This is a genomic window from Bacillus sp. XT-2 (genome assembly GCF_025696525.1).
GTDB classification, from domain to species: domain Bacteria; phylum Bacillota; class Bacilli; order Bacillales; family Bacillaceae; genus Bacillus; species Bacillus halotolerans.
In genome coordinates this window covers 55,056-78,374 of the sequence record NZ_JAHVOC010000003.1, presented here as the reverse complement: position 1 = coordinate 78,374, position 23,319 = coordinate 55,056, and the positions used below count along the sequence as shown (strand labels likewise).

Here is a 23,319-nt window from a genome sequence, read left to right as displayed (position 1 = left end):
TTGTATATGGAACTTTCCAAATAATCTGTTGATGAAAGTGTTGTTTCCTCTTCTTGAAAAATCCTTCTTTCTTTTCTGTTTTTAATTTAATAATTACTATACTATTTTTCCGCTTGACTTTTTTACTGTAGCCTTTTAAAGTATGGAATGTTGTTTAGACTATGTTTAACGACTTTGATACTGAAATTAAAGGTGGCTACTTAGATGAAACAAAATGGAAATCCTTGGGCGCTATTGCCACTAGTCTTATTTGTAGGTCTTTTTGTCGGCTCTGGTGTATTGACTGGAGATTTCTATAAATTGCCGATATTGATTGCGGCAATTATAGCATCAGCTTTCGCGCTTTCATTTAACCAGAAGCAATCTCTCAATCAGAAAATAGAATGGTTTGCTTCCGGGGCGGGACATCCTGATATTATTATGATGGTTATCATTTTTATATTAGCGGGTGCTTTTGCTTCTGCAGCTGAGACGATGGGAGCGGTACACTCAACCGTCAACCTTGCTTTGAGCATTATTCCGAAGCAGTTTATACTGCAGGGCTATTTATCATTGCTTGTTTTATTTCTGTTTCGATGGGAACATCAATGGGGACGATTGCCGCAGTTGCTCCAATTAGCGCCGGTTTGAGCGGAGAACTTGGTTTGTCTACTGCAATCGCTATTGCAGCTGTTGTCGGCGGAGCTATGTTTGGAGATAATCTTTCTTTTATTTCGGACACCACCATCGCGGCAGTACGGTCACAAAAAACACAAATGATGGATAAATTTAAAACGAATTTTTTGATCGTTTTGCCTGCTGCTATCATAACTATCATTTTATTATTTTTTATACCGACAGGACACGTAGGACATACCGGAGCTGAATCTTACAGCTGGTTTAAAGTACTTCCTTATGTTGCCGTGTTAGTCTTTGCGTTAATTGGTTTTAATGTGGTGGCTGTCATTTTTGGAGGATTGATCTTAACAGGAATTATAGGGTTTGCAAGCGGCAGCTTGACGCTTGAGTCTTATTTTAAAGCAATTACGGATGGAATTGCCGGAATGTCTGATCTTATCATCCTTTCAATGTTAATTGGCGGAATGGTCGGCGTCATGAAACAAAACGGAGGGATTGACTTTTTGGTGGGATTCATTTCCAAAAGAATCCATTCGAAAAAAGGTGCTGAAGCCGGTATTGCCGGATTGGTCAGTGTTACTAACCTAGCTACTGCCAATAATACGATTGCTATTATTGCAGCCGGACCGATAGCCAAAAATATCTCTGATGAATTTAAAATCGACAATAGAAAGTCGGCAAGTATCTTAGATATCTTTTCCTGCGTGATACAAGGCTTAATTCCTTATGGCGCGCAGATGTTATCGGCCGGGAAATTTGGGAATATTTCACCTGTCAGCATCTTGCATTACTCTTTCTATCCTGTTTTAATCGGGATCTGCGGCATCATAGCAATTATATTCGGACTGCCAAAATTCACAAGAAATGAGAAATAAATATAAAAAAGGTACCAAACGGTACCTTTTTCTTTTTTAACCAAAATTCGTAAACACATATAGAAATGATGAAAAAGGAAGATAGAGAGTGTAATGAAAACAAGCTTTCACAAGGGTTTTAAAGCTCTTGTTATTTTTTATGTCTTCTAATTTTTAGAGGTTTATTTATTTGGAGACGTGTAGATTGTTTTAAGTAAGGATCATTCAAGGATATGGAATAGCATTACCAATATTTACATCGAATTCTTGTTCTTATTTATGTTGAATAAGGAACTTTTTTTCTATTGATATTGGATCAATAAAGGAGCGAGACAAATTGCTTCATTCGTTGTCTAAAATGTGGGGATAGGAGGGAGGATAGAAAGAAACCTGATCCGAATGGAGATATCGACTGTAGACCAGTTAGCCAAGTTTCCCTTAGAGCTGCTTGAAAAAAGTTCGGAATAAAGGGTAACAAGTTGTGCTACCATGATCACGGAAATTGATTTATCAGAAATTGGTGCTCCTTTGATGCAGAGGCAAATTAGTTTTGGTAAGAGTCAGATTTTTCTGAGGGAGTATACAAAGAGGGAAGAGATTAAAGCTGTTCTCTTGGAGATTTGCAAGAAGGGCACGTACACATAACAAAGTTGGTCGAACAATAAGCTTGGGGATTGGTTACAGTAAGGATGAGCTTGGGGGGAATTTCATCGATCCAAAACAATTGATCTTCCCACAAATATCACGATGGACTACAGATGCTGCTTGATGCTCTTTCATAAGTTTTACTCAGGTAAGACAGTGAGAAGTATCTCGGTTACGTTATCAAATATTGAAGATGAAGTTAATCAACAGTTGAGTTTATTTGAAGTGGATAATGAAAAGAGAAGAAAGCTTGGATTCGTTATGGATGGGATTAGAAGCAAATATGGCTCGAAAGCGATTCTGAGAGCAGTTTCTTATACACCTGCAGGAACTGCGCTTCACAGAGCTAGGCTTACTGGTGGGCATAAGTCATCACAAAAAGTGACTAAAAATATAATCGTTTTTTGTTATCATTTAGTTAAGAAACTAACTCATATAGTTTCACTATAGGGAACGCCAACAATTTTCTCATTACAATCATAAGAGCCTGGCTATATTGAGGCTGCAGGCTCTTATCACATATGGTATTATTTTTTTGTATAACGCACCCAGTCGTAATGAGCGTATAGCGGTGTTACACCATTGTAGGAACCGAGCCATTCATCTACACCCGTACCATTCCACAAGTTCATCATGATCTTTCCTGGTGTTGTCGGAATTTGGCTTGTCGCAGTATGTTTTAATTGCCCATCGACATACCATTTAATAGAGTTTGGCTGCCAATCGAACGCATACGTATGATTGGCATTGGCTGCATCAAATCCGAGATCCACAATCTTCTCATGGTTTCCTACACCATTTGTATAATAGTTAAATTGAACCTTTGTTGTGTCTTTTCCTAAAAATTCGATATCAATCTCATCCCAAGGAGTTCCATCCGTTGGACCTGTGTAGGTGAAGAACGATGAAACGATCCCTGTGTTTTTAGCTGGTTTCATTCTGACTTCATAAAGTCCATAGCCATATGTTTGAACAGAGCGGTTTTCCCCGCAGTCAAACTTGTTATAAGATGGACTTGTTAGCGCCAAACGCATTTCACCTAATGACGTCACTGATACGTTATTTGCACGCCAAGTGCAGTTGAACATATTTCCATTCGAATAACCATTTGCTTTTTGCCATAATCCGGAGTTATAGCTGTTAAAAGGGTCAAAAAACGATCCGCCGGTTTGAGCCGAGGCAGTAGAAGTGACTGCAGACAAACTCATAAACAATCCAGTGATAAAAAGCAACAACACTCGTTTCATACGATTAGACATGTTGGTATCCCCTTTCTTTGAAAGCGTTTTCTATATCGATCATACATGATTCTTTTAAAAGGGAACATCAGTCAAAATAATGATAATAACAATCTTCTTACTAGAATCATGTAAGTAAGAAGTATCTCAGTTATTCTGTCTAATATTGAAGATAACTCTAATCAGCAAATAAGCCTATTTGAAAGAAGAAAGCTCGGGTTTGTAATGGATGGGAAAGAAACAAATTTGAATCGAAAGCGATCCTGAGAGCAGTTTCTTATACACCTGCAGGAACTGCGCTTCAGAAAGCAGGTCTAACTGGTGGACATAAATCGTAAAAATAACCCCTTCAAAATTTGAAGGGGGAATGATACATATTTAAGAAGTATGACCTCTACTAGCAACTTCAAATGAATGTCCATCAGTGAAATAACCAATACTTGCTGTATGCCCTCTACGTGCTTCATGGACATCTTTTTGAGTGTTAGTTAAATAAATGCTGACAAATCCAATTAAAACAATGGCTAAAATAAAGACAGATGCATGCTTAAGTTTCATAAAGACAATCCCCTCTCTGAATTTGTTTACGGGCATAAAGCACTTTCTCATAAAAAACATTAGCTACTTTATGGTCTTCTTTTTCATTATAATACTTCGCTGCATCTGAGGCTAAATCCTCCACGTCTGAAAGCATTGATTTCGATTCTAAATAATTTAGAATCGAATTTAATTTTTCTTTGTCGTCATCAACATGTAAGGCATTAATGAATTCAAACATTTTAGCCATAATTTCATCATTTAAATTCTTGGACAAAGACAGACCATGTGCACACCAAGAAATTGCTTCTGATTGATTCCTCATTTTAAATGTGGTTTTTGATAACATTAACAAGATATCTAATAAACGATTTGAATGCTCGTACCCGTTGTTTTGGTATACTAGTATACCTTCTTTAAAGTACTCAGCTGCCTTTTCATAAACTTCCTCAGCAAATGAACATAAGCCAAGGTTATATAGGGACGAACCTATTAAACGTGGCATGTCGATTTCTCTCGCTTTGTCTAGAGCTTCTTTAAAATGAGGAATCGCTTTTTCAGGATATTCCATATCTAAATAGTTAAGTCCAATAACAAACGAACATTGAATAACCCTTACAGTATAAGTTTCATGTGCTTTATAACTTTCTATTGCTTGAACAATATGATGCATCGACATATGTGTCTGCTTCATATGATAATAAATCTCTGCAACTTTGTAGTGGAATTCTGCTCGCTCTATCTCATCTGCGACAAGTGATAGCTTTTTCTCGGCTTGCTTATAGAAGCTTATGGCATTAAGATATTCGTACTGTTCAAATTCATACATACCCCGGAAAAAGTTAAAATAATATTCAAGAATTCCCTTCAAATCAGTTTGGTTACTTTCGATCTTTTCTAATAAGTCTGAAATTTTAGGGCGTTCTTCGTTCATTGTTTTGGGTTCAAGGTAATCCAGCATCAATTGGTGACGAAAACACATGAGAGAATAGTACAACAATAAATCTTGGTCTTCCTTCATATGCCTTATTTCTTCCTCGACCTCAGCTTTCAATATTTCCGAATCTGGGACACTAAACAATCTTATGTATTTATACCACTCATTTATTTTCACTCCGACTTTAGAAGAAGAGATCATTTGCTCCAAGACAAGCCCTCCTATATTAAATATGTAATATTTTATCATATTTAAATGAATAAGGAAGATTAATGTTATCTTAAAAACGAAAAAATACCCTCCTCAATTAAGAGAACGTAGGGGTTTATTGTGCAGATTCGTAATCCATTGCTTGTTCACTGTCAGAAATGACTTGAGTTGTGGGTCAACCACAATTCCCATTGCAGTTAAAAAAGTTAGAAGTGCATTAAATTTCTCTGTCAAATTGTCAACAAATACAATCAAGTCATATATCGTACACGAATAACATGCTTATCGTAAAAATTAAAAAAGAGTTTAAAAAGGCGATAAACATAAGGATATTTGCTAATTGGATTGGTGAATAGGGATTAAACGAACGTAAAACGTAAGACTTTAAACGAAATGGTTCGAATGGAGGTTAATTACAGATATTACTCCATCAGATTTAGAAACAAGAATTGTGATTCTGCGAAAAAAGGATCAGGCTATGGCGGAACAAGACCACTTATAATATAATTTTTTAGGTATTTGTAATTAAATTACAAATATTCTTAATATTTGCTTGTGAATTCGTGATATTATATTGAAGGGGACGATCAAAAGCTTTGGGGGGTAGTAATTAAGGATGTTTTAAATAGATACGAGTGCTACCTCATGTCAAAGTCAGAAAAAATATTATAGGAGGAAACATATGTTTAAATTTAAAAAGAATTTCTTAGTTGGATTAACGGCAGCTTTGATGAGTATTAGCTTGTTTTCGGCAAACGCCTCTGCAGCTAACACAGACTACTGGCAAAATTGGACTGATGGGGGCGGAACAGTAAACGCTGTCAATGGGTCTGGCGGGAATTACAGTGTGAATTGGTCTAATACCGGGAATTTCGTTGTTGGTAAAGGTTGGACTACAGGTTCGCCATTTAGGACGATAAACTATAATGCCGGAGTTTGGGCGCCGAATGGCAATGCATATTTGACTTTATATGGTTGGACGCGATCACCTCTCATAGAATATTATGTAGTGGATTCATGGGGTACTTATAGACCTACTGGAACGTATAAAGGTACGGTTTACAGTGATGGGGGTACATATGACGTGTACACAACTACACGTTATGATGCACCTTCCATTGATGGCGATAAAACTACTTTTACGCAGTACTGGAGTGTTCGCCAGTCGAAGAGACCAACTGGAAGCAACGCTACAATCACTTTCAGCAATCACGTTAACGCATGGAAGAGATATGGGATGAATCTGGGTAGTAATTGGTCTTACCAAGTATTAGCGACAGAGGGATATCAAAGTAGTGGAAGTTCTAACGTAACAGTGTGGTAACAGATTATCTTTAATCAGGGGTAGCTAACGGGCTGCTGATCGTTCCTTGAGAAATTTTATAATCGTTGTTATTGTGAGTTTACTAAGAAGCGACGGCCTTTTAGTTGGAATCCCAATATATGGATCAAGTATGGTGAATGATTATTAAAATCGTTAGGAATGGTTAAAGGTCGTTTTCTACTAGGTGAATGGCCTTGGCATTGCTGGAGGTAGGGTATTCTCCATCAGGTTTTATAACTTTCCCTATAACTTTCCCTATAAGTTTACTGGAATAGTATTAAAATGAGAATGTTATCAATTTTTTGTTTAATAGCGATATTTTTTGTAGTCTACGCTTGCTCACAAGAGACACCTTCATTAAATTAAATTTATCAGATAAAGATTTATACATATCGTTGATTAATTTCGAATTGCTTAGAGACAAAAATGAACAATATGCCAATGTTCTTTAGGAGCTGTAAAAAGATGATCCTTATTTGTTTATTTAGGCTTTAAAAGAAGGATATGCCGTTAATCAACCAATTGAATTTGATGAGGCCATTGTACGTTTCGTTAATGGAGAAGAACTGGCTATTCTCCATAAAACAACCGGCAAGAGGTTCAATGATTGTGAAAATGAAGAATTTTCCTGATGGATTTACTTTACAGACAATGGATATGTGGTTGTGGAGTGAAATTGTTGAATACACACAGCTCTTAGTTTTTGATCAGTTAGAAGCTTATTTTAAGAAAGAGTCAGCAATTTCAGAAGATATAGTTTGAAAATCCGGATAACTCTGAAATGTCGTTATATGTTTATATATTAAGAAAGTAAGCGTACCGGCAACTGAAGCTAGGACGCTTTTTTTGTGATGGCACCTCAATAAAACAACAATTTTAATCAGAAGGGAAGTGGGATATACAGGAATTTGAAACAATAACAGTTATAGAACGTATAGTGACTGTAGGGGTTATATTGCTTCATATGAATGTTGTGAAAGGGGTATCCATATGCAATTTCATCATACCAAAAGCGGAAATCAAAACAATCATCCAAAATGGTTGGTAACTATCTTGCTAAGCTGGGGAACGTTCGTATTTGCTTTGTTTTTTGCTACTTTAATCGGTTCAATAGCCCGCCAAGCAGGAGCTTCTAAACTCTTACAGCAAGGTATACAATCAGGCTTAGTAACATTAATTACTGTTCCATTACTCTACTTTCTTCTCAAACGGACGTCTAGTAGGCCATTTTGCTCTATCGGACTGTCTGGGTGGAGGCAAGCCGTTCCGAAAGCCATTATGGGTGCAATGTACGTCATTATTCTTTCCGGATCTGGATTCACAATCGCCCATTTATTGGACTGGGTCAAAATTTCACAATTTCATTTCTCTATCCATTTAGTTTCAGTATTGCTCTTAAATATGATTATCGCTTTCTATTATGAAGCTTTTCCAGAGGAATTAACTTTTCGTGGGGCGGTGTACTATGCTCTAAACAGGCGATTTAACTGTTTCATGGCCTTGCTCCTGCAGCCGATTCTGTTTGTGCTTGCACCAATAGCTGTAAGTGGTTTGCAGTATATAGCTGGAATTAAGTCACCTGCTATCACATTAGATTACATCGTTTTATTGTTGTCTTTTGGATTCATCCTTCAACTCCTGCATATTGTAACAGGAAGCTTATGGACGTCAATCGCTTTTCATCTAGCCTTTCTCGAACATTCTCGGTTCTTCGTCCTGCAGGGGGAGGAACGCTTTATTACCTATGAAGAAATTGTTCCGGGAACAGGTGCGTTGTTTGTGATCTTTTTTATGTTGCTTATTGTCGGTACTCTGCTATTAATACCTGTTGCAATAACTCGCCGAAATGCTATTCAATGGTTTAAGAATAAGAAAGATACCCAAGATGTTTGATATCTGAATAAAACAGCAGTTTTAATGAGACATAAATCTCTTGGCACAAAGGGAATAGTGCGGAGGGATTGCCATGAAAATCTTAAACTTTAAATTTGATAATTCTTTCTTTTGAAGTACATGCAGCGTTTACTGCTAATGTGGCTTTTCCAACTGATTAAGATATTCAGATGGATATGCTCATGATGAGTAAAGCGATACTCAAGACAGCTGGCTACACAAATTTCTTCATCCGGGATACATACTTTATAGATAGAGATCACAATTCAGTTTATTGTTCTTGTCACTTTGAAGAAACAAAGTAAATCTATTTGTAAAGTTCGGACGTGACGGAGCTTTAGTCTAGTCTAGATTTAATTCAGGAAGTAGGTATGTCAATTTTAACAATAATTGAGATCATCATAGTGATGCTTACATTGTGAAAGGGGATTTAAACATGCAAGTTTTAAGGATCATATTTGTTCATGTCTTGTCTGCATTATCAGCTGCTGTTGTTTATGTTTTTGGCATTGATTATGATGGCTACATTCCATACTTCTTAATAAGTGTTATTCTGTTTATCTTTTATGTAATCTTTGCTGCACCTGTTCAATATTTCGTAAATCGCAATCCAAAGAGGTTTAACCCGAAATATTTACTCATATACATATTCTTTTCCTTCTTAGTATGGTTATTCTTCACTGTAATTACTGATCCAAAGAACACCTTAGACTTTCTAATGGAATACGAAGTTTACTTATTTAGTATATCATTTGCTGTAATCTTTTGGATCTGGGACTCTGTTTTTCTGCAAAACGAGAAAAAGGCAGCAACTAAGTAGCTCAAGTATTCATAATGCTTATTCTTAATCAATCGAGAAATAACACCTAAAATTCCTATTTGGTATTGTGATCCTCTTTCTAAAATTGCAGACGATAGGGGGATAAGTGTGTAAAACTGAATCCCTCTTATTATAGGATCTTAAATCAGCATAAAAGAGGGATTGACCTCACATTTGCAAAAAAATGAAAGAAAAAATCTACACGTACATTACTGGAGTTGATATCTTAAAAATCTCGCCATCTCTTATATAAAAACGGGGGATGCGGCGGCTTAATGTAGACACCACTTCATAGTTAATCGTATTAAGCATTTCAGCAACTTCATCAACGGGAATCTCAGCTCCCTTTTGGTGACCGTAAATCACAACTTCCTCTCCTTGTTTGCCTTCACTCTCTCCTAAACTAACCATGATCATATCCATTGTCACTCTTCCCGCCACCGGCACTCGTTTTCCGCGATGAAGAACAAACCCGCGATTGGAAAGCGCGCGAGAATAACCGTCAGCATATCCGATCGGGAGTGTAGCAATGACTTCACCGGGATTTGCGATGTATGTAGCACCATAACTAATGGTCCGGGGTTCTGTCAGCATGGTTTTCACATAAGCGATACGCGCCTTTAAACTTAATGCAGGTTCAAGCTTAACGAGATGTAGTTGTTTTATATATGCTGAAGGATATAATCCATATAAGCCTATACCTAAACGAATCATATCAGCGCTAAATTCCGGAAAAGCGATAGTCGCAGCCGTGTTGCTCATATGCACGGTGGGCAGCTCAATGTCTTGGTTTTTTAAAAAACGGAGAAAACGGAGAAATTGATCGTGCTGCAGTCTGGTTAGAGTGGTGTCTTCTTCATCGGCTGTTGAAAAATGTGTAAAGATACCTTCCCATCTTAGGAGTTTACTTGCTGTTAATGCCTTCACTACTGCTAAAAGTTCTTCTTTTGTACGTACACCTAATCGGCCCATACCAGTATCCACATTAATATGAATACCCAATCGGTTAGTACTCGCTTCACTTTCCAATATATCGTTAGCTTTTTTAATCCAATCAACCTGAAATGCTGATAACTCTATATTCCAAGCTGCTGATTTTTTCACACAACTAAGGGATGTAAAACCAAGCACAAGGATAGGCGCTGTAATTCCCGCTTTTCGTAAAACGATTCCTTCCTCCACGCTGGCAACAGCGAGCTCACTAGCCCCGTGTTCCAGTGCATGGCGCGCCACTTCTACAGACCCATGACCATAACCGTTCGCTTTTACGACAGCCATAATTTTGGTCTTTTTTGGTATATGATGGCGTATTGCTCGCAAATTTTTTTTAATGGCATCAAGATTTACTTCGATCCAAACTTCTCGGCAGAGCTTTGTCATCGACGCTTCCTTCCTTCTTATAGAATAGTGTAAAGCGCATTTAGCCGTTAATAAATCCTGTAACATTGATGGTTGGATGCTTTCAATCTGATTTTATTCAACCTTAACTGAAATCATTCAACAGCAAACTCTTGATCTAACGAGAAGATGCTAACCGATGGCCGAAGTCGACAGTACTTTCATTTTTTTGCATATTTGCTGATTAGTTCAATTTTGATTTTCTTCACTTAGGTGAGGATTGATACGGTGACCGAGGATCAGATAGTACATCTAAACAAAAATAGCCTGCCTATGGCTGTAACTTCATTTACTGATTTAATTCAACGATTGCTTGACAACATTGGTATTGGTTAAGGCATGATTTCATAACACTAGGCGTTGTGGATGCTGAAGTAGACATTGATTACTCACTTAAGTCAAAGCTCTATTAGCGAGGGCTCACGTTGTGCTCAAACAAAGACCAGACGCTTAAGAACGATATGATAAGACGAGATACATCAAAGGATAAAGTCCTGTTCATACTAATTGTCGGGAGGTATGCCGACTTATGATACATATTTGGATCACTGGCCTTTTATTATTGGCTCAGCCCAGCGAGCCATCTGACAGTTTAGCGATCACACAACAAGGACGGACGATTGCTACTGTTCACCGCGAAGATTTTACGATGCCTCTTCCCGGTACCCCAATGATTGATCATGAAAAATACCGTAAGTTTATCAAACGGCTTGATCAACAAATTTACCGGGAGCCCATAAACGCCAAGCTTAACGATCAAGGAATCATCATCCCGGGGAAAATGGGTTACAGACTTTATCAACAGGCGTTTAAGGAGAAATTTTATGCCTATTTCTTTGGTCATGGCCCATCCAAAATAGAAGTGCCGGAATTGAACATTTATCCGAAAGTTGACAGCGAGTTGCTTGCTCACATCAGTACGCAGCAATTAGGCCAGTATGTAACTTATTTTAATTCAAGCAATAAAAGCCGTTCACACAATATTTCTCTTTCTGCAAAAGCAATTGACAATCATGTTGTTTTTCCAAATGAGACGTTTTCATTTAACCAAGTTGTTGGGATGAGAACTCAGGACAAAGGATACATGCGTGCACCTATTATCGTGAAAGGTGAGTTGTCTGAAGGTGTAGGCGGGGGAATTTGTCAGGTGTCATCAACATTATTTAATGCTGTCGATCGTGCAGGGCTGCAAATCGTTCAGCGCTATTCTCATACAAGAAGCGTACCATATGTGCCGTCCGGACGCGATGCAACCGTAAGCTGGGGAGGCCCTGACTTTCGCTTTCATAATCAATATAACCAACCGGTCCTAATCCGAGCCAAACGATATGAGGGAAGTATGATTGTTACGCTTTATTCCTCTGATGTCATCAATATCAAACTGCGAAAAGTTCCAAAAGCGCCATCACAGCTACCAAAAGAAATAAATGCCGAGCGATAAATCATAAGCTATTCATTCACCTTATGCAACCTGACGACTTCTTTTATGGGAGGGTGAGTTAGAGAGACATAAGGTTAAGTCCAAATGCTGAGTTCTCTAAACGAAAGCTGATTTTGATTAAATCTTTACTTCCTGGTCGAAATCTTACTGAAATAGCCATCTATTTTTCCGGCAGCTATTTATAAAGAAAAAAGCAACAATTCAAACGTTGCTTTTTCCACTTTATCTTATTCAGAATGTTGTACGCTAATTCCTTACTATGTGGGATTCGACTTTTATTAAAGAAGATTCTTAACGATATAAAAATGGACTAGTATCTATCCTGGTGGAATTTTTCCCCTTAACTTGTTTTAACGTCGCTACTATAAGAAAGCTGACAATCACTAACAAGAGCCATGAACTCACTTTTCCTAGATGAACGAGACTCCATGTATCGGTTTGGTTTGGGTATTCCCAAGCCCCAAAAAACGTTGCGATATTTTCGGCTATCCATATAAAGAATCCGATGAGCATAAATGAAAGGGCGAGCGGCATACGGTAACGAGTCCCATTCACCTCGTATGTAACCCATGATTGCCAAAAGACGATCAAGACAAGTCCAGATAACCAAAAGCGGACGTCAATCCAAAAATGGTGGATGAAAAAATTCAAATAAATCGCAGCGGCGAGAGGTACAACGGCCCAAAACGGCGGCCACTTAACCAGTTCAACCTTAAGCCTCCTCCATGCCTGGCAAAGATAACTGGCTACACTTGCGTACATGAAGCCGCTATACAAAGGCACTCCAAAAATTTTGGAATACCCCTCCTCCGGATAAGACCAAGAGCCCATATGTACCTTGAAAAGTTCAAGAGCAAGTCCAATAAGGTGGAACATTGTGATCACCTTTAGTTCATCACGTGTTTCAAGCCCTGAATACACCATCCACCATTGCATGAGCAGGCAGATGATGAGCAGCCAGTCATACCGTGGCAGAAGGGGTAGCGGTATGATTTGTGTAATTGCCAAAGAGGCAAAAATAACGACAGGAAACAGACATGATAGGGCCTGCTCCCAGCCAAAACAAACGAGCTGTTTAAATGCTTTCATGAATTTTTGCCTCCAAAGGTTTTTTTGATTAAATGGAAGGCCTGTTTAGTATAGTACTAAATAGACATAGGGTTATGTGCATAGAATCACCGCCGAGCAACTATCTTTTCCTTTCATGATTATTCCTGCTTTATTAATCCTGGGTGTCATCATCACTTCGGTATTCCAAAATATCTCCGGGTTGACATTCTAAAGCCTTACAAATCGCATCTAAAGTTGATAATCGAATGGCCTTTGCCTTTCCATTTTTCAATATAGAAAGATTAGCCATCGTGATTCCAACCTTCTCTGACAGTTCCGTTACGCTCATTTTCCTTTTAGCCAGCATCACATCAATATTGATTATAATTGCCATTGTTTTCACCTCAGACTGTTAAATCATTTTCTGATTTTATATCTATAGCTTCTTGCAAAAGCCTTTGGAGAACAGCAGCAAAGACTGCGATAACCATTGAGGCAAAAATAAGGACCAATCCGATTAGTATAATACCTGGAGCGTCGTCCATCTCCGCGATGAGATAGAAGAGTGGCATGCCTGCCACAAGTAAAAGACTGATGGTGATTGCACAGTATTTTATTTTCTTTAAAGCTCTTACTGATAATTCCGAGAAAGCTTTATTCCGGTCAATATAGCTTAAAAGTGTAAAGGCTTGATACAGAGCGAAATAAAAAGGTATCGCCGCTGCATACAAATCGATATAAACAAGATATTTCAGATAAGAAATATCTGGATACAATTCCGCTGCAAAGTTCGCTATCTGCGGCACCAAAAATATGCACAGAGCAATAACTGGAATTCCAATAAGAATAACAGCTATCTTTAAAAAAAGTGTTGATCCTCGTTTCATAAAAAGCACCTCACCTAATATTGTCGATTTGAATTTAACATATTATTTATCGTTTTACAATAAAAAAGTATTGAAATAGATTATTTTCTTGTTGTTTTAAAACTATCCTTTTTCACTTTGGACAAGAAAAAAGCATTCCTCATTACAGAGAAACGCTCTATATCTTTAATCAATTCAATTTAAAAATTAGACAGCTGACTGAATCATTGACTAACTATGGTTTAAAAATAACGCATGGCACATAAGGGGTTGTTTTTGAATCATGTACACGTTCGTTTATTTTGCTTAGGCGAAGGTGATATATAAAGCAATCTGGCAGGGTACTTAATGGGCTTCAATAAGCTCAGGTGAATTGTTTTTAGGTGAGTTAACTAATGATGAAACCTGGTATGCTTCCATGTCATCAGCATCATATGGCAAAAGCAAGCTTTTGAGAAAATCGGGATCTGTATTTTTAGGGTTCAGCCATTCTTTTTCATGATCGTGACTCAATATAACCGGCATTCGATCATGGATATTTTCCATAAGCGCATTAGGTTTTGTCGTAATGATTGTGCAAGTGTAGAGCGGGTAACCTTCAAGCGTATTCCACTTTTCGTATAAGCCGGCAAAAGCGAACAGATTGGATGATTTCAGCTTGATTCTCATAGGAATCTTAGTTTTTGGATCAAGGCGTTTCCATTCATAAAAACTGTCGGCCGGAATGATGCAGCGTTTGCTGACAAGCGGTTTTCGAAAGCTGGGTTTCTCGGCCAATGTTTCAGCACGAGCATTGATCATTTTATAACCGATCTTTTCATCTTTAGCCCAAGGAGGAATGAGACCCCATCTTAATTTTCCAAGGCGGTTGCTTGATCCATCATTAATAATGGTAAGGATGTTTTGTGATGGCGCGACATTATAGCTGGGGTGATATTCGTCTTCAGGCAAGAAGTGATCTAAGTTGAATTGCTCAATGATGTCGTTAAATTCTGAGAATAAAGTGAATCTGCCACACATGTTCATCATCCTTTTGGTTTTTTGAATATTGTACAGGGTTGGTATATGAAAATCAAAAAGGGGAATGTGATGCAGCAAACAGTGATTATAAAGAATTAAAGTGTGGTTTTAGATGGACGTGGAAAAATAAAAGTTCACAGCTATTAATTAAGGCAGGCTTTTTGAAGAGAACGGAATAGCAAAGATCTGAAATACATAACAAGAACAGATCTATATTGGGTTGGTAATTTCGAAATCTTTTAAGCTAAACACAAAAAGGGTGTGGTATTGAGTTAATCAGTGTGAGTTTATATGGATTTACATTTATCAGGCTTCTGAGGACAAATAAAGTGTTCAGGTTATACAACAAAAAAGGACGCCGGCATTGCCAGCGCCCTTTACAGCATTCCTTATTTATTAACAGAAATCGTGACATTATTTCCAGAAGGGAGGACTTTTGCAAAATCCTGTGTATCTACGACAGGGGTCACTGCTTTATTGTCGATTGTGATATTGTTAAAAGTTGTTGCAAAAGTTGCTTTAATGGCAGAGCGTTGGCTTTCAGCTGAAACCGCAGCGGTGGCAAGCGTTTTCCATTTCGACAGAGTGCCGATGTTTGTTCCTTGAATTTCCATGATAATACGTCCGGTATAGCCGTCATTGTTCGTTCCCCAGAGGGTCATGCGAGTATTCCCGTTCAAGTTTTTGTAGATCGTCATTTGCACTGTGCTTCCGGGACGAAAGCCTTTATTATAAGTGAATTTCTCTTTTCCTTCGATATACGTTTCATCATTTTTAGAACCGACTTTCATGAGCGGTTTCCAGACGTTGTATTGTTTGCTGTACTGAAGGCCGATATCTGCCTCAGTTCCGTTTTTTGCGCTAAAGCCTGAATAAATATAAGGGGTAGAGACAGAGTCTTGGATGTTCACAGTGTCGGGAAGCTTAATTTTAGCCGTGAATACAGCGCCTGTACTGTTTAGGTAGGCGCGTCCGCCGATTCCCTTAGGCAGCTGAGAAGCCGCTTTTGCCACTTGAGTGTCTGCTCCTGGAAGACCTGGAACTCCTGAAGAAATAGTTCCGAAAAGAATAGCTGTTCCTACTGCACCTGCAATTAATACTTTTTTCAACAAAATTCCCCCTTTTAAAAGTGGTTTCTTCAATTATTATACCTTATTTTGGAACTTCTTTTATTAAGATAAATCGACAAAATCGTTAAAATCTCTTGTTTATGAATGGGTTATGTTTATATATTGACACCATAGATCTAAAAATAAACTAATTAAACTATGTACCAAATGTTCAATTTTTATTAAAAAATCGGCATTAAGGAGCAAATAATAATTGTAAGACATTCACCAAAGGTAAAAAAGCTTTATCCTTTTTTAACAAATTAGACCTATGATTCGTTTAGACATTGAAGTTACATAGTTTTTTCTGCAAAAAAACCCCCGGCCATTGACCGGGGAAGCAAAATTGAGGAGATTAAATGGAGTATTAGCAGTGTTTCTTACGCTTTTTATACTCTACAACGTAGTCATAGTCTTTTTTGTCGTGATCATAATGTTTTTTGTCATAATCACAGTAGTAATCTTTTTTGTCATGGTGATCATAATGTTTTTTGTCATAGTCGTAATACTTCTTGTAATACGTTTTCTTAACCGTATAATACTCTTCTTTATATTTTTTGTAATAACCCATAAATACCCCTCCTTTTATGATCATACGCTTTATTATATGGAAGTTAGAGTTTGCGGATTGGACAGTTTAAATTGCAAAAGTAAAAAAGGGCTGTCCAAAAAAAGAAGTTGAGGAAAAATCAGAGGAAAACTGAGGGATCATGCAGAAACAACAATATAAAAAAAGCCGATATGCATCGGCCAAATCATTTTACCTTACATTTGCTTGTCTTCTTTGTTTTCTGAACCACTACTTCTTATGTCTTGAGTCAATCCGCTGGTCGCTTTTTTAAATTCTGATAAGGCTTTTCCGGCAGATCGGCCAAGCGCAGGCAGCTTATCAGGACCAAACACTAAAAAACCTACAAATAAAATAACTAAAATTTTTGTGACGCTTAATTCCATGATGCTTCTCCTCCTCTTGTTTGAAGTACGAACCCTTATTAACAAATTATAAAAGATGGCGGTTCAAATGAGAATACGTCTGTTTTGAATATTTTGTATAACACAGGCGAAGGGAGAATGATGTGATTTATTCAGGAAAAAATGCTGATGATAAAACGTATGGCTTCCAATGCCATACACATACCTGCAATTTTATTTAAAGGGGGGTGATATATATATAACTGTAAGTTGCTATGATCAAAATAAGGGGGAGATATTAATTATGAGATGCAATAAGCTAATAGGGTGCCTGTCTGTTTTCATGTTCGCTGTCGCTTTTCCATTATCTGCACATGCAGAAAAAGCGGGAACTGCTGGAGCCGGAGAGTGGGATAAGCTTGGGACTTACACTTATACTTATTCAAGTCCGACGGTATACTCGAGCGGAGGTGATTTTAGAGTTTGTCTTTCAGGAAGTACACCTTTCTCCGTATCGCTGCATCTATATGAGGATGATGCTGGTGACAACCCTGATGAATATGTGGGTTCTAATTATTTTTCACCCGGAGAATGTCATACCTTTAGCAGTATCGGGAAATTTGTAGATGGAAGCAATAACAAGGCAGAGTTCTTTGTTACTGATTACTCTGGTAAATCAAAAACAGTTACGTTTTACGATTGATTCGGAGATACAGTTCAGTGAATATAACTATGTCATGAATAAAAGAGAGAGGGAGCTCTCTCTTTTTATACTGTATGAGCAATGAAATACCTTACTCTTGAACAGCCTTGCGAAGTCGTTCATTCACAATGCCTGTCCAGCCGCCATCCATCTTATCCCGAATGACTGAGCTTTTCTCGTTTGCCTTACCGATCATTTCATCAGGCTTCTTCCAACCGCTGTGGATGAGAGTGAATTCTGTTTTGTTCCCTACGTCTGTTAATTGAAATGTAACAATCCATCCATCAGTATCCCATTCAAAAGAAAGCTCTCCGGGAGCATGAACCGTCAAAACTTTGCAAGGTGATGGTCCAAATGGTGATTGTAAATGAAATTTATATCCTTCCTTCAGCTGAAAATCATTCGGCATAAACCACTTGGCTATGCCTTCTGAAGTTGAGACTGTCTCCCAAACCTTTTGAATAGGCGCCTCTAATGTTACATGTTTCGTAATGTCCGGTAATGTTTTTTCTTGATATTTATCCATATATTGCTCCTCTTTATCCAATATATACTTTCAAGCAAATTTTATATCATCTAACGAAATCATGTCCATAGTGAGCATGAATTATGCTGAATCTGTTGTCAGCAAGTGTTTCATTCTATAAATTTCACGATTAAAAGTGAATTTATTATCCATTTATTGTTATATTGAGTGGTGAAAGGCAGGGGAAGTCTCATGCAAAAAAACGAAAATACAGCAGGAGAGCGGAAAATATATATCACGGTCTTTTCATTCTTGATGATTTGTGTAGCTGCAATGGGCTTTTATGAACAAAGATTTCTTTTTAATCAATTAGCATTTCGGGTATTTGTGCACTGATCAGTTTTGTGTTATTGGCCAATGTGCTGTTTTTCTGGAAAAAAAGAAGAGCATAGCATATGTCTCAGGCATTTTGGCTGTAGTTAATGTAATTATGCTGATAACTCTGCTTTTTATATTGTGATGAGAAGGTAAAGAAGGAGGGTTCTTCGTGCTCGGTAAAATAAAAGCGGCCATTGATAATAGTCCGGGAAAACCCGCGAAAATTGTAGTTAATGAAAGCACACTTCAGCAGTTAAAAGAAGAGATGCGTTTTGTTTATGTTTCCAAACCTAAAACCATTATGGGGATTCCTGTGGAGGTTTCAGATGATGTAGAAGGCTTTGAACTCAAATTTTAACGTTAATATATTTTAATACTATAAATATGCTAATATAGGAACTGCTAGAAAAAGAAGGGAGGAGGGGTTGTGAAACAGAAGCCGATTTATGTCGAAATCGAGATGACATCTGACCTAGACAAGCTTTGGGAATATACGCAAAACCCATCGCTACATAAGGAATGGGATCTGCGGTTTTCTGATATTACATATTTACACAGAAGCGTAAATGAAGCGCAGAGGTTTCTTTACGAGACAAGAATTGGCTTTGGATTAAAGGTGTCAGGTGCTGGTGAAACCGTGGGTACGAAATTGCATTCCTCTCAAAGAGTATCCTCCCTGGCCTTTTCCTCCAACCATCCGTTATCCCTGATTAAAAAAGGCAGCGGGTATTGGAAATACATACAGCATGATAACGGGAAGCTTACATTTATGACGCAGTATCAATATGAAACGGCATATGGCTTTCTAGGAAGATGGATTGACCGTTTATTATTTCGGCCGCTGTTGGGCTGGGCAACAGCATGGAGTTTTGATTCATTGAGACTTTGGATTGAACAAAATAAACATCCGAAACAATTGATCCGTTATGCGTTTGTCTATATGCTGACGTGCTTGTTTTTTAGTCTGTTTTGGTTTTACCACGGGTTTATAGATCTTGAAACGAACAACATGGCAGGAGCTGCGAAGATAGGATTGGGCATTTTATGGCTGAGTCCATTAAAGAGAAAATGGACACTTCATGCTGTGCAGACCTGTATCTTTGCTGTCTTCGCTTTTCTAGATGCTGGAATATATTCTTTACTGTTAAGTGTGATTACTGCGGCAAGCGGCTTGATCAGTCTCCGGCTTCCAAGTGCTCGGCATACGAAACGAAAAAGAAAGAAGTGAAATGGTGAGTTCAATGTATAAAAAAACAATTATAAATTATCATCTATTACATCCCAAGCTGCAGAAACGTTATCAATTAGACAGGTCACATACATTCAGCGGAAGAGGAACGATGTCAGAAATAAGCGGAGGTTCTTTTTTTGTCAGAATGCTGCTGAAGTGCGGGGTGTTTTTTAGATGTTTCTTTTCAGAAAGAGGAAAGGACATCCCTTTTACAATTAAAAACAGAACATGTCTTACGAAGCAGGAACATACGGGGATTGAATGGAATCGGACTTTTGTCTTTAAAGATAAAAAGCGTTTCTTTGATGCAGTTATGGTATACGACGAAAATGAAAAACGAATACTTGATTTTTTCGGCCAACCTCATATTATGCTGTCCGTTTTAACTTTTGAAGCACTCTCTGACGGGTCTCTCTACATTACATCAGGAAAGCAATGGCTATTAATATGCGGAAAAAGAATTCCTTTGCCAAAATGGCTGAGCGGTAATTCCACTGTTTGCGAAACTTTTGATGAAAGCAACAACTGTTTCACTATTCAAGTTCATGTGGAAAATGCAATTCTGGGAACTCTTTTTTATTATAAAGGGACGTTTCAGGAAACAGAGGGAGAAGTATGTTAAAACGAAACGGCATCATTAGTGCGCTTTGTTTCATTTGGTTTCTTGTATCTGAAGCTCCCGACATATCAGTTGCGGAGGCGCTTGTCTTGTTTTCCATTCTCTTTTTTGTGCCGGGAATTTTTCCTTTTGTTTTTCATCAATCAGCTCACAGGACTATTCAATTTTCGGAAAAATTATTGATGCACATCTATCCGGCAGCAGCTGTTTTCGCGGTGTTAGCCCTTGTGACCGACGTGGGGTATTTTGCACTGATCTGGTGGATATACACTGCTTTGTTGGCTTTATATGGTTTGTTGCGGCTCTTGAAAACAAAAATACATAGAATCGAAGAAACATCTATTTTATTTGGACTCTTTTATTTAGGAGGAGGGGGATTTTGGTTTTTTGCCTATGCTGCGCATTTACATATCCTGCACTTCGGTCCTCTTATTATTTTGCTCACAGCTGTTCATTTTCACTATTCTGCTTTTCTAATCCCGATCTTTAATGGTTTACTTGGCAGAGTCAATAGAGAAAAACGGGTTATGTACGGTTGGGTGACATGGATTATTTTACTGTCGCCGCTCCTCATCGCACTCGGAATAACATACTCAAAAACACTTGATATCTTGGCGGTTGGTATCTATATGGCGGCACTTTATCTTAACTCATACTTAATATTTAAGACAGCTTTTCGCAGTAAGACAGGAAAAGTGCTTATCCGACTGTCTTCTGTCGTGTTAATGATAACGATCTGTTTCTCTTTAATTTACTCATTCGGTGTATTCCGGCAAGAAGTCACGCTAACCATCAGCCAAATGATTTGGATACACGGTGTCGTGAACGCATTCGGTGTTATTTTGCCGGCTCTTGCAGGATGGAGAAAAGAAAATCCTCAGCTATCGGATGCGAGTGTCAAGGTTTTCAGCCGTATATACGGAAAGAGAACAATCGGAAAGAACTTTTTGCACAACATTCACGCTGAAAATAACATTCAATATAGCGGACTTGTGGATGATATGAGAAGCCTTCGTTCAAACGATTTTTCACCGGAGCATTTGACACCGTTGATTGTTTCTTTTTATGAACAGACGAAAGATTATGAGGTAAAAGCAAAAGTGACGTGGAGCACTTGGTTTCAGCCCTTTGCGAAAATGTATGAATACATCAGCAAAAGAACCGGACAAATACATCTGTCAACGAATCCTGACTGGTATAGGATGCACAGTACAATAAAAGGTGTCCATTCAAAAAAAGACGGAAGAAAAAAGGTACGTGCCTGGATCAGAACAAATGAAAAAAGCGAAACCATTTTCACCGCGCTATATTCTGTATATCGCTCAAAAGGGGAAGGGTACATGAATATTTCTCTGCCGCTTCCTTTCAGTAACATGACAGGCATTTTAAAGCCTTATCATCACAAAGAGAACCTGATTTTGACCAGCAGGCGGAGAAAAAGCGGTGCTGGGGATGAAGGGATTTATCTTAGAACAAAAGTCGGGACCTGCCCGCTTCCATTATCTGAAACCTTTCTTATAAAGGCTCCGGCGGGTGCAAGCAGGTTAACAGCTGTTCACGAAATGTGGCTGTTTGGGATTCAATTTCTAACTGTAGATTATGACATTACATATTGCCCGTCCAAATGAATAATATAAAACAAAGACAATAGTTCATCTGACAGTCTCTCGTCCGGTAAACAATCGGTTCGGCACATTTTCATGCTGCACCTCATACAGACGGGGAAGGAAGGGTTTTTATGTTTTATATCAGTTTGTTTCTGATTGTATGGCTGGCTGCGGGATTTGCAGTGGGGATGAAGCAAGTTTATGTCGATCAGCTATTCGATAAAGATGTAATCGAAAGGCTTGAAAAAGAAGCAGGTGACTATGATCTTGTTGACCGTTTTATCAAACACCGTTTCATTTATATTGCAGCAGTGACTTTAAGCGGATTTATTGCTGTTTACAGTGAAATAAAAGCCATGCCGCAAAAGCGGAGAATAAGAAAAATTGAAAAAGACATTAATAAGCTCAATAAAGTAAAGAAACGCAGGAATAACAGAAAGTAAAAGGTGCACAAGCCAGCAGGCGGGTGCATTTTTTTATTTAATGGGGGAATGAGAATAAAGCCGGTGCGATCTTACTTTTTTGCTAAGGAGTATAAATTCATAAATGTGAAGAACAGCGCCCGGGCTAATGGTATATAATATTGTGAATTTAACAAAAATTTAACAAGGAGGACGAGATAATTCGTGCTAAAGCCTCAAAGAGTCCAGCATCCTGTGTTTTTGGTTTTGAGGCGGAGTAGATGAAACCGGCCAAAGTATCCCTGCTCCGCCGTTTGCTCCATTCCTTGAAGCATGTTGATTGTAACATAGTCAAACGTTTTCCATCAACTTTAAAAAATGTAAAATTGTTGTTAATTTTCTTGTTGTTTGTTCCGGTTTCTTCTGTATATGCAGAGGATATCTATCAGAATTTCGAGGAACTAAAGAATCACGAAGATCCTTCAGATTATAACATTGCCACAAAAGAAACCGGCAGCTCTGTGCTTGTTTTAGCTATTCACGGAGGAGGTATTGAAGGCGGCATAAGTGAATTAGCGAGAGAGCTCAGCAAAGAATATTCCATGTATTTGTTTGAAGGTTTGAAGACGTCTGGAAATTCAGTACTGCATATAACAAGCACACATTTTGATGAGCCTCAGGCACTGAAGCTTGTAGCAAGTCATGAGTATGTCATTTCATTGCATGGATATGCAGGAGAGGACCAACAGATACAAATCGGCGGAACAGACCGATCAAGAGCGGCAGAATTAGTTTCAAAACTGCAAAAAGCCGGTTTTCCGGCTGAATTGCTTGGTACGGATCATCCGCATGCAGGCGTAAGTCCAAACAATATAGCGAATAAATCAAAAACCGGTTTGAGCATCCAGTTAGAGATGAGTACAGGTTTCAGAGAATCTTTGTTTGGCATCTTTTCTTTAAAAAGCAGATCCACGACTCAAAATGAGAGGTTTTATGATTTTACAGAAGTGATGACCCATTTCATAGAAAACAGCTATTAAAA

23 protein-coding genes and 6 pseudogenes are annotated in these 23,319 nt (G+C 38.1%); 16 read left to right on the top strand and 13 right to left on the bottom strand.

Annotated features, from left to right (window positions below; genetic code table 11):
• Window positions 1-204 precede the first annotated feature (204 nt).
• Window positions 205-1,493: pseudogene (locus KXD37_RS10345) on the top strand (Na+/H+ antiporter NhaC family protein).
• Window positions 1,494-1,821: 328 nt separating this feature from the next.
• Window positions 1,822-2,489, top strand: a pseudogene (locus KXD37_RS10340) (UV damage repair protein UvrX); the annotation flags it as partial.
• A 155-nt stretch (window positions 2,490-2,644) separates the two neighbouring features.
• Here the strand turns inward: KXD37_RS10340 and bglS are convergent.
• Entirely contained in the window at window positions 2,645-3,376 is a 732-nt protein-coding gene (gene bglS / locus KXD37_RS10335) for a beta-glucanase (RefSeq protein ID WP_024121540.1), read from the bottom strand.
• Window positions 3,377-3,490: 114 nt separating this feature from the next.
• On the opposite strand from bglS, the pseudogene KXD37_RS10330 reads away from it, so the two are divergent.
• Window positions 3,491-3,693, top strand: a pseudogene (locus tag KXD37_RS10330) (UV damage repair protein UvrX); the annotation flags it as partial.
• Window positions 3,694-3,733: 40 nt separating this feature from the next.
• Here the strand turns inward: KXD37_RS10330 and KXD37_RS10325 are convergent.
• Both KXD37_RS10325 and KXD37_RS10320 read right to left on the bottom strand, forming a co-directional pair.
• Entirely contained in the window at window positions 3,734-3,913 is a 180-nt protein-coding gene (locus tag KXD37_RS10325) for an aspartate phosphatase (RefSeq protein WP_263463514.1), read from the bottom strand.
• Window positions 3,903-5,039 (bottom strand): RapH N-terminal domain-containing protein, encoded by a 1,137-nt coding sequence (locus tag KXD37_RS10320; protein WP_095713902.1) that lies wholly within the window; start codon window positions 5,037-5,039, stop codon window positions 3,903-3,905. Before KXD37_RS10320 ends, KXD37_RS10325 begins: the two co-directional genes overlap by 11 nt.
• A 397-nt stretch (window positions 5,040-5,436) precedes the next feature.
• Here KXD37_RS10320 and KXD37_RS10315 point away from each other — a divergent pair.
• From KXD37_RS10315 to KXD37_RS10295, 5 genes and pseudogenes are all read left to right on the top strand, one after another.
• Window positions 5,437-5,517, top strand: a pseudogene (locus KXD37_RS10315) (hypothetical protein); the annotation flags it as partial.
• Window positions 5,518-5,721: 204 nt separating this feature from the next.
• Window positions 5,722-6,363, top strand: a complete 642-nt coding sequence (locus KXD37_RS10310; protein ID WP_150223390.1) for a glycoside hydrolase family 11 protein — start codon at window positions 5,722-5,724, stop codon at window positions 6,361-6,363.
• Window positions 6,364-6,680: 317 nt separating this feature from the next.
• A pseudogene (locus tag KXD37_RS10305) lies at window positions 6,681-7,044 on the top strand (hypothetical protein); the annotation flags it as partial.
• A gap of 309 nt (window positions 7,045-7,353) precedes the next feature.
• Window positions 7,354-8,256 (top strand): CPBP family intramembrane glutamic endopeptidase, encoded by a 903-nt coding sequence (locus tag KXD37_RS10300; protein WP_263463513.1) that lies wholly within the window; start codon window positions 7,354-7,356, stop codon window positions 8,254-8,256.
• Window positions 8,257-8,692: 436 nt separating this feature from the next.
• Entirely contained in the window at window positions 8,693-9,076 is a 384-nt protein-coding gene (locus tag KXD37_RS10295) for a UPF0715 family protein (protein ID WP_095713907.1), read from the top strand.
• 198 nt (window positions 9,077-9,274) lie between these two features.
• On the opposite strand, the gene alr is transcribed toward KXD37_RS10295, so the two are convergent.
• Together alr and KXD37_RS24105 are read right to left on the bottom strand one after the other, a co-directional pair.
• Window positions 9,275-10,456 carry an alanine racemase gene (gene alr / locus KXD37_RS10290; protein WP_101863409.1) on the bottom strand — a complete coding sequence of 394 codons (1,182 nt, stop codon included), beginning with the start codon at window positions 10,454-10,456 and terminating at the stop codon, window positions 9,275-9,277.
• Window positions 10,457-10,647: 191 nt separating this feature from the next.
• Window positions 10,648-10,745 (bottom strand): annotated as a pseudogene (locus tag KXD37_RS24105) (site-specific integrase); the annotation flags it as partial.
• A 258-nt stretch (window positions 10,746-11,003) separates the two neighbouring features.
• On the opposite strand from KXD37_RS24105, the gene KXD37_RS10285 reads away from it, so the two are divergent.
• Complete coding sequence (locus KXD37_RS10285; protein WP_024121554.1) at window positions 11,004-11,915, top strand: VanW family protein; 912 nt, start codon at window positions 11,004-11,006, stop codon at window positions 11,913-11,915.
• Window positions 11,916-12,206: 291 nt separating this feature from the next.
• On the opposite strand, the gene KXD37_RS10280 is transcribed toward KXD37_RS10285, so the two are convergent.
• From KXD37_RS10280 to KXD37_RS10250, 7 genes are all read right to left on the bottom strand, one after another.
• Complete coding sequence (locus KXD37_RS10280; RefSeq protein WP_101861277.1) at window positions 12,207-13,004, bottom strand: DUF817 domain-containing protein; 798 nt, start codon at window positions 13,002-13,004, stop codon at window positions 12,207-12,209.
• A gap of 133 nt (window positions 13,005-13,137) precedes the next feature.
• Window positions 13,138-13,359 carry a helix-turn-helix domain-containing protein gene (locus tag KXD37_RS10275; RefSeq protein ID WP_024121556.1) on the bottom strand — a complete coding sequence of 74 codons (222 nt, stop codon included), beginning with the start codon at window positions 13,357-13,359 and terminating at the stop codon, window positions 13,138-13,140.
• A gap of 10 nt (window positions 13,360-13,369) precedes the next feature.
• Window positions 13,370-13,852, bottom strand: a complete 483-nt coding sequence (locus KXD37_RS10270; protein ID WP_024121557.1) for a DUF2975 domain-containing protein — start codon at window positions 13,850-13,852, stop codon at window positions 13,370-13,372.
• Between the two features lie 324 nt (window positions 13,853-14,176).
• The gene (locus KXD37_RS10265) at window positions 14,177-14,851 is read right to left on the bottom strand and encodes an SOS response-associated peptidase (RefSeq protein WP_188323772.1); all 675 of its coding nucleotides are present in this window, start codon (window positions 14,849-14,851) and stop codon (window positions 14,177-14,179) included.
• 389 nt (window positions 14,852-15,240) lie between these two features.
• The gene (locus tag KXD37_RS10260; RefSeq protein ID WP_188323773.1) at window positions 15,241-15,963 is read right to left on the bottom strand and encodes a YrpD family protein; all 723 of its coding nucleotides are present in this window, start codon (window positions 15,961-15,963) and stop codon (window positions 15,241-15,243) included.
• 364 nt (window positions 15,964-16,327) lie between these two features.
• Entirely contained in the window at window positions 16,328-16,531 is a 204-nt protein-coding gene (locus KXD37_RS10255) for a spore coat protein CotC (protein WP_024121562.1), read from the bottom strand.
• Between the two features lie 194 nt (window positions 16,532-16,725).
• A complete protein-coding gene (locus KXD37_RS10250) occupies window positions 16,726-16,914 on the bottom strand; it encodes a twin-arginine translocase TatA/TatE family subunit (RefSeq protein WP_024121563.1) in 189 nt (62 codons plus the stop codon).
• 262 nt (window positions 16,915-17,176) lie between these two features.
• Here KXD37_RS10250 and KXD37_RS10245 point away from each other — a divergent pair, with 262 nt between their 5' ends.
• Entirely contained in the window at window positions 17,177-17,575 is a 399-nt protein-coding gene (locus tag KXD37_RS10245; RefSeq protein ID WP_059291751.1) for a hypothetical protein, read from the top strand.
• Between the two features lie 91 nt (window positions 17,576-17,666).
• Here KXD37_RS10245 and KXD37_RS10240 read toward each other — a convergent pair whose 3' ends face one another.
• A complete protein-coding gene (locus KXD37_RS10240) occupies window positions 17,667-18,101 on the bottom strand; it encodes an SRPBCC family protein (RefSeq protein WP_059335697.1) in 435 nt (144 codons plus the stop codon).
• A 487-nt stretch (window positions 18,102-18,588) separates the two neighbouring features.
• Between KXD37_RS10240 and KXD37_RS10235 the strand changes: the two genes are divergently transcribed.
• From KXD37_RS10235 to KXD37_RS10210, 6 genes are all read left to right on the top strand, one after another.
• Window positions 18,589-18,777 carry a hypothetical protein gene (locus tag KXD37_RS10235; protein ID WP_059335696.1) on the top strand — a complete coding sequence of 63 codons (189 nt, stop codon included), beginning with the start codon at window positions 18,589-18,591 and terminating at the stop codon, window positions 18,775-18,777.
• 69 nt (window positions 18,778-18,846) lie between these two features.
• Window positions 18,847-19,647 (top strand): hypothetical protein, encoded by an 801-nt coding sequence (locus tag KXD37_RS10230; protein ID WP_106021654.1) that lies wholly within the window; start codon window positions 18,847-18,849, stop codon window positions 19,645-19,647.
• A gap of 4 nt (window positions 19,648-19,651) precedes the next feature.
• Window positions 19,652-20,272 carry a DUF4166 domain-containing protein gene (locus KXD37_RS10225; protein ID WP_127695128.1) on the top strand — a complete coding sequence of 207 codons (621 nt, stop codon included), beginning with the start codon at window positions 19,652-19,654 and terminating at the stop codon, window positions 20,270-20,272.
• A complete protein-coding gene (locus KXD37_RS10220; RefSeq protein ID WP_106021653.1) occupies window positions 20,266-21,897 on the top strand; it encodes a YndJ family protein in 1,632 nt (543 codons plus the stop codon). The genes KXD37_RS10225 and KXD37_RS10220 overlap by 7 nt, the downstream gene beginning before the upstream one ends.
• Before the next feature lie 110 nt (window positions 21,898-22,007).
• Entirely contained in the window at window positions 22,008-22,319 is a 312-nt protein-coding gene (locus KXD37_RS10215; RefSeq protein ID WP_024121567.1) for a hypothetical protein, read from the top strand.
• A gap of 239 nt (window positions 22,320-22,558) precedes the next feature.
• Window positions 22,559-23,317 carry a poly-gamma-glutamate hydrolase family protein gene (locus KXD37_RS10210; RefSeq protein ID WP_106021652.1) on the top strand — a complete coding sequence of 253 codons (759 nt, stop codon included), beginning with the start codon at window positions 22,559-22,561 and terminating at the stop codon, window positions 23,315-23,317.
• The last annotated feature ends 2 nt before the right edge of the window (window positions 23,318-23,319 follow it).

What these genes read in the sequence shown, in the direction of transcription:
- bglS (WP_024121540.1), bottom strand. Translation starts at nt 3,376, where the DNA reads ATGTCTAATCGTATGAAACGAGTGTTGTTGCTTTTTATCACTGGATTG.
- KXD37_RS10325 (WP_263463514.1), bottom strand. Translation starts at nt 3,913, where the DNA reads ATGAAACTTAAGCATGCATCTGTCTTTATTTTAGCCATTGTTTTAATT.
- KXD37_RS10310 (WP_150223390.1), top strand. Translation starts at nt 5,722, where the DNA reads ATGTTTAAATTTAAAAAGAATTTCTTAGTTGGATTAACGGCAGCTTTG.
- KXD37_RS10300 (WP_263463513.1), top strand. Translation starts at nt 7,354, where the DNA reads ATGCAATTTCATCATACCAAAAGCGGAAATCAAAACAATCATCCAAAA.
- KXD37_RS10295 (WP_095713907.1), top strand. Translation starts at nt 8,693, where the DNA reads ATGCAAGTTTTAAGGATCATATTTGTTCATGTCTTGTCTGCATTATCA.
- alr (WP_101863409.1), bottom strand. Translation starts at nt 10,456, where the DNA reads ATGACAAAGCTCTGCCGAGAAGTTTGGATCGAAGTAAATCTTGATGCC.
- KXD37_RS10285 (WP_024121554.1), top strand. Translation starts at nt 11,004, where the DNA reads ATGATACATATTTGGATCACTGGCCTTTTATTATTGGCTCAGCCCAGC.
- KXD37_RS10280 (WP_101861277.1), bottom strand. Translation starts at nt 13,004, where the DNA reads ATGAAAGCATTTAAACAGCTCGTTTGTTTTGGCTGGGAGCAGGCCCTA.
- KXD37_RS10275 (WP_024121556.1), bottom strand. Translation starts at nt 13,359, where the DNA reads ATGGCAATTATAATCAATATTGATGTGATGCTGGCTAAAAGGAAAATG.
- KXD37_RS10270 (WP_024121557.1), bottom strand. Translation starts at nt 13,852, where the DNA reads ATGAAACGAGGATCAACACTTTTTTTAAAGATAGCTGTTATTCTTATT.
- KXD37_RS10265 (WP_188323772.1), bottom strand. Translation starts at nt 14,851, where the DNA reads ATGTGTGGCAGATTCACTTTATTCTCAGAATTTAACGACATCATTGAG.
- KXD37_RS10255 (WP_024121562.1), bottom strand. Translation starts at nt 16,531, where the DNA reads ATGGGTTATTACAAAAAATATAAAGAAGAGTATTATACGGTTAAGAAA.
- KXD37_RS10250 (WP_024121563.1), bottom strand. Translation starts at nt 16,914, where the DNA reads ATGGAATTAAGCGTCACAAAAATTTTAGTTATTTTATTTGTAGGTTTT.
- KXD37_RS10245 (WP_059291751.1), top strand. Translation starts at nt 17,177, where the DNA reads ATGAGATGCAATAAGCTAATAGGGTGCCTGTCTGTTTTCATGTTCGCT.
- KXD37_RS10240 (WP_059335697.1), bottom strand. Translation starts at nt 18,101, where the DNA reads ATGGATAAATATCAAGAAAAAACATTACCGGACATTACGAAACATGTA.
- KXD37_RS10220 (WP_106021653.1), top strand. Translation starts at nt 20,266, where the DNA reads ATGTTAAAACGAAACGGCATCATTAGTGCGCTTTGTTTCATTTGGTTT.
- KXD37_RS10215 (WP_024121567.1), top strand. Translation starts at nt 22,008, where the DNA reads ATGTTTTATATCAGTTTGTTTCTGATTGTATGGCTGGCTGCGGGATTT.
- KXD37_RS10210 (WP_106021652.1), top strand. Translation starts at nt 22,559, where the DNA reads ATGAAACCGGCCAAAGTATCCCTGCTCCGCCGTTTGCTCCATTCCTTG.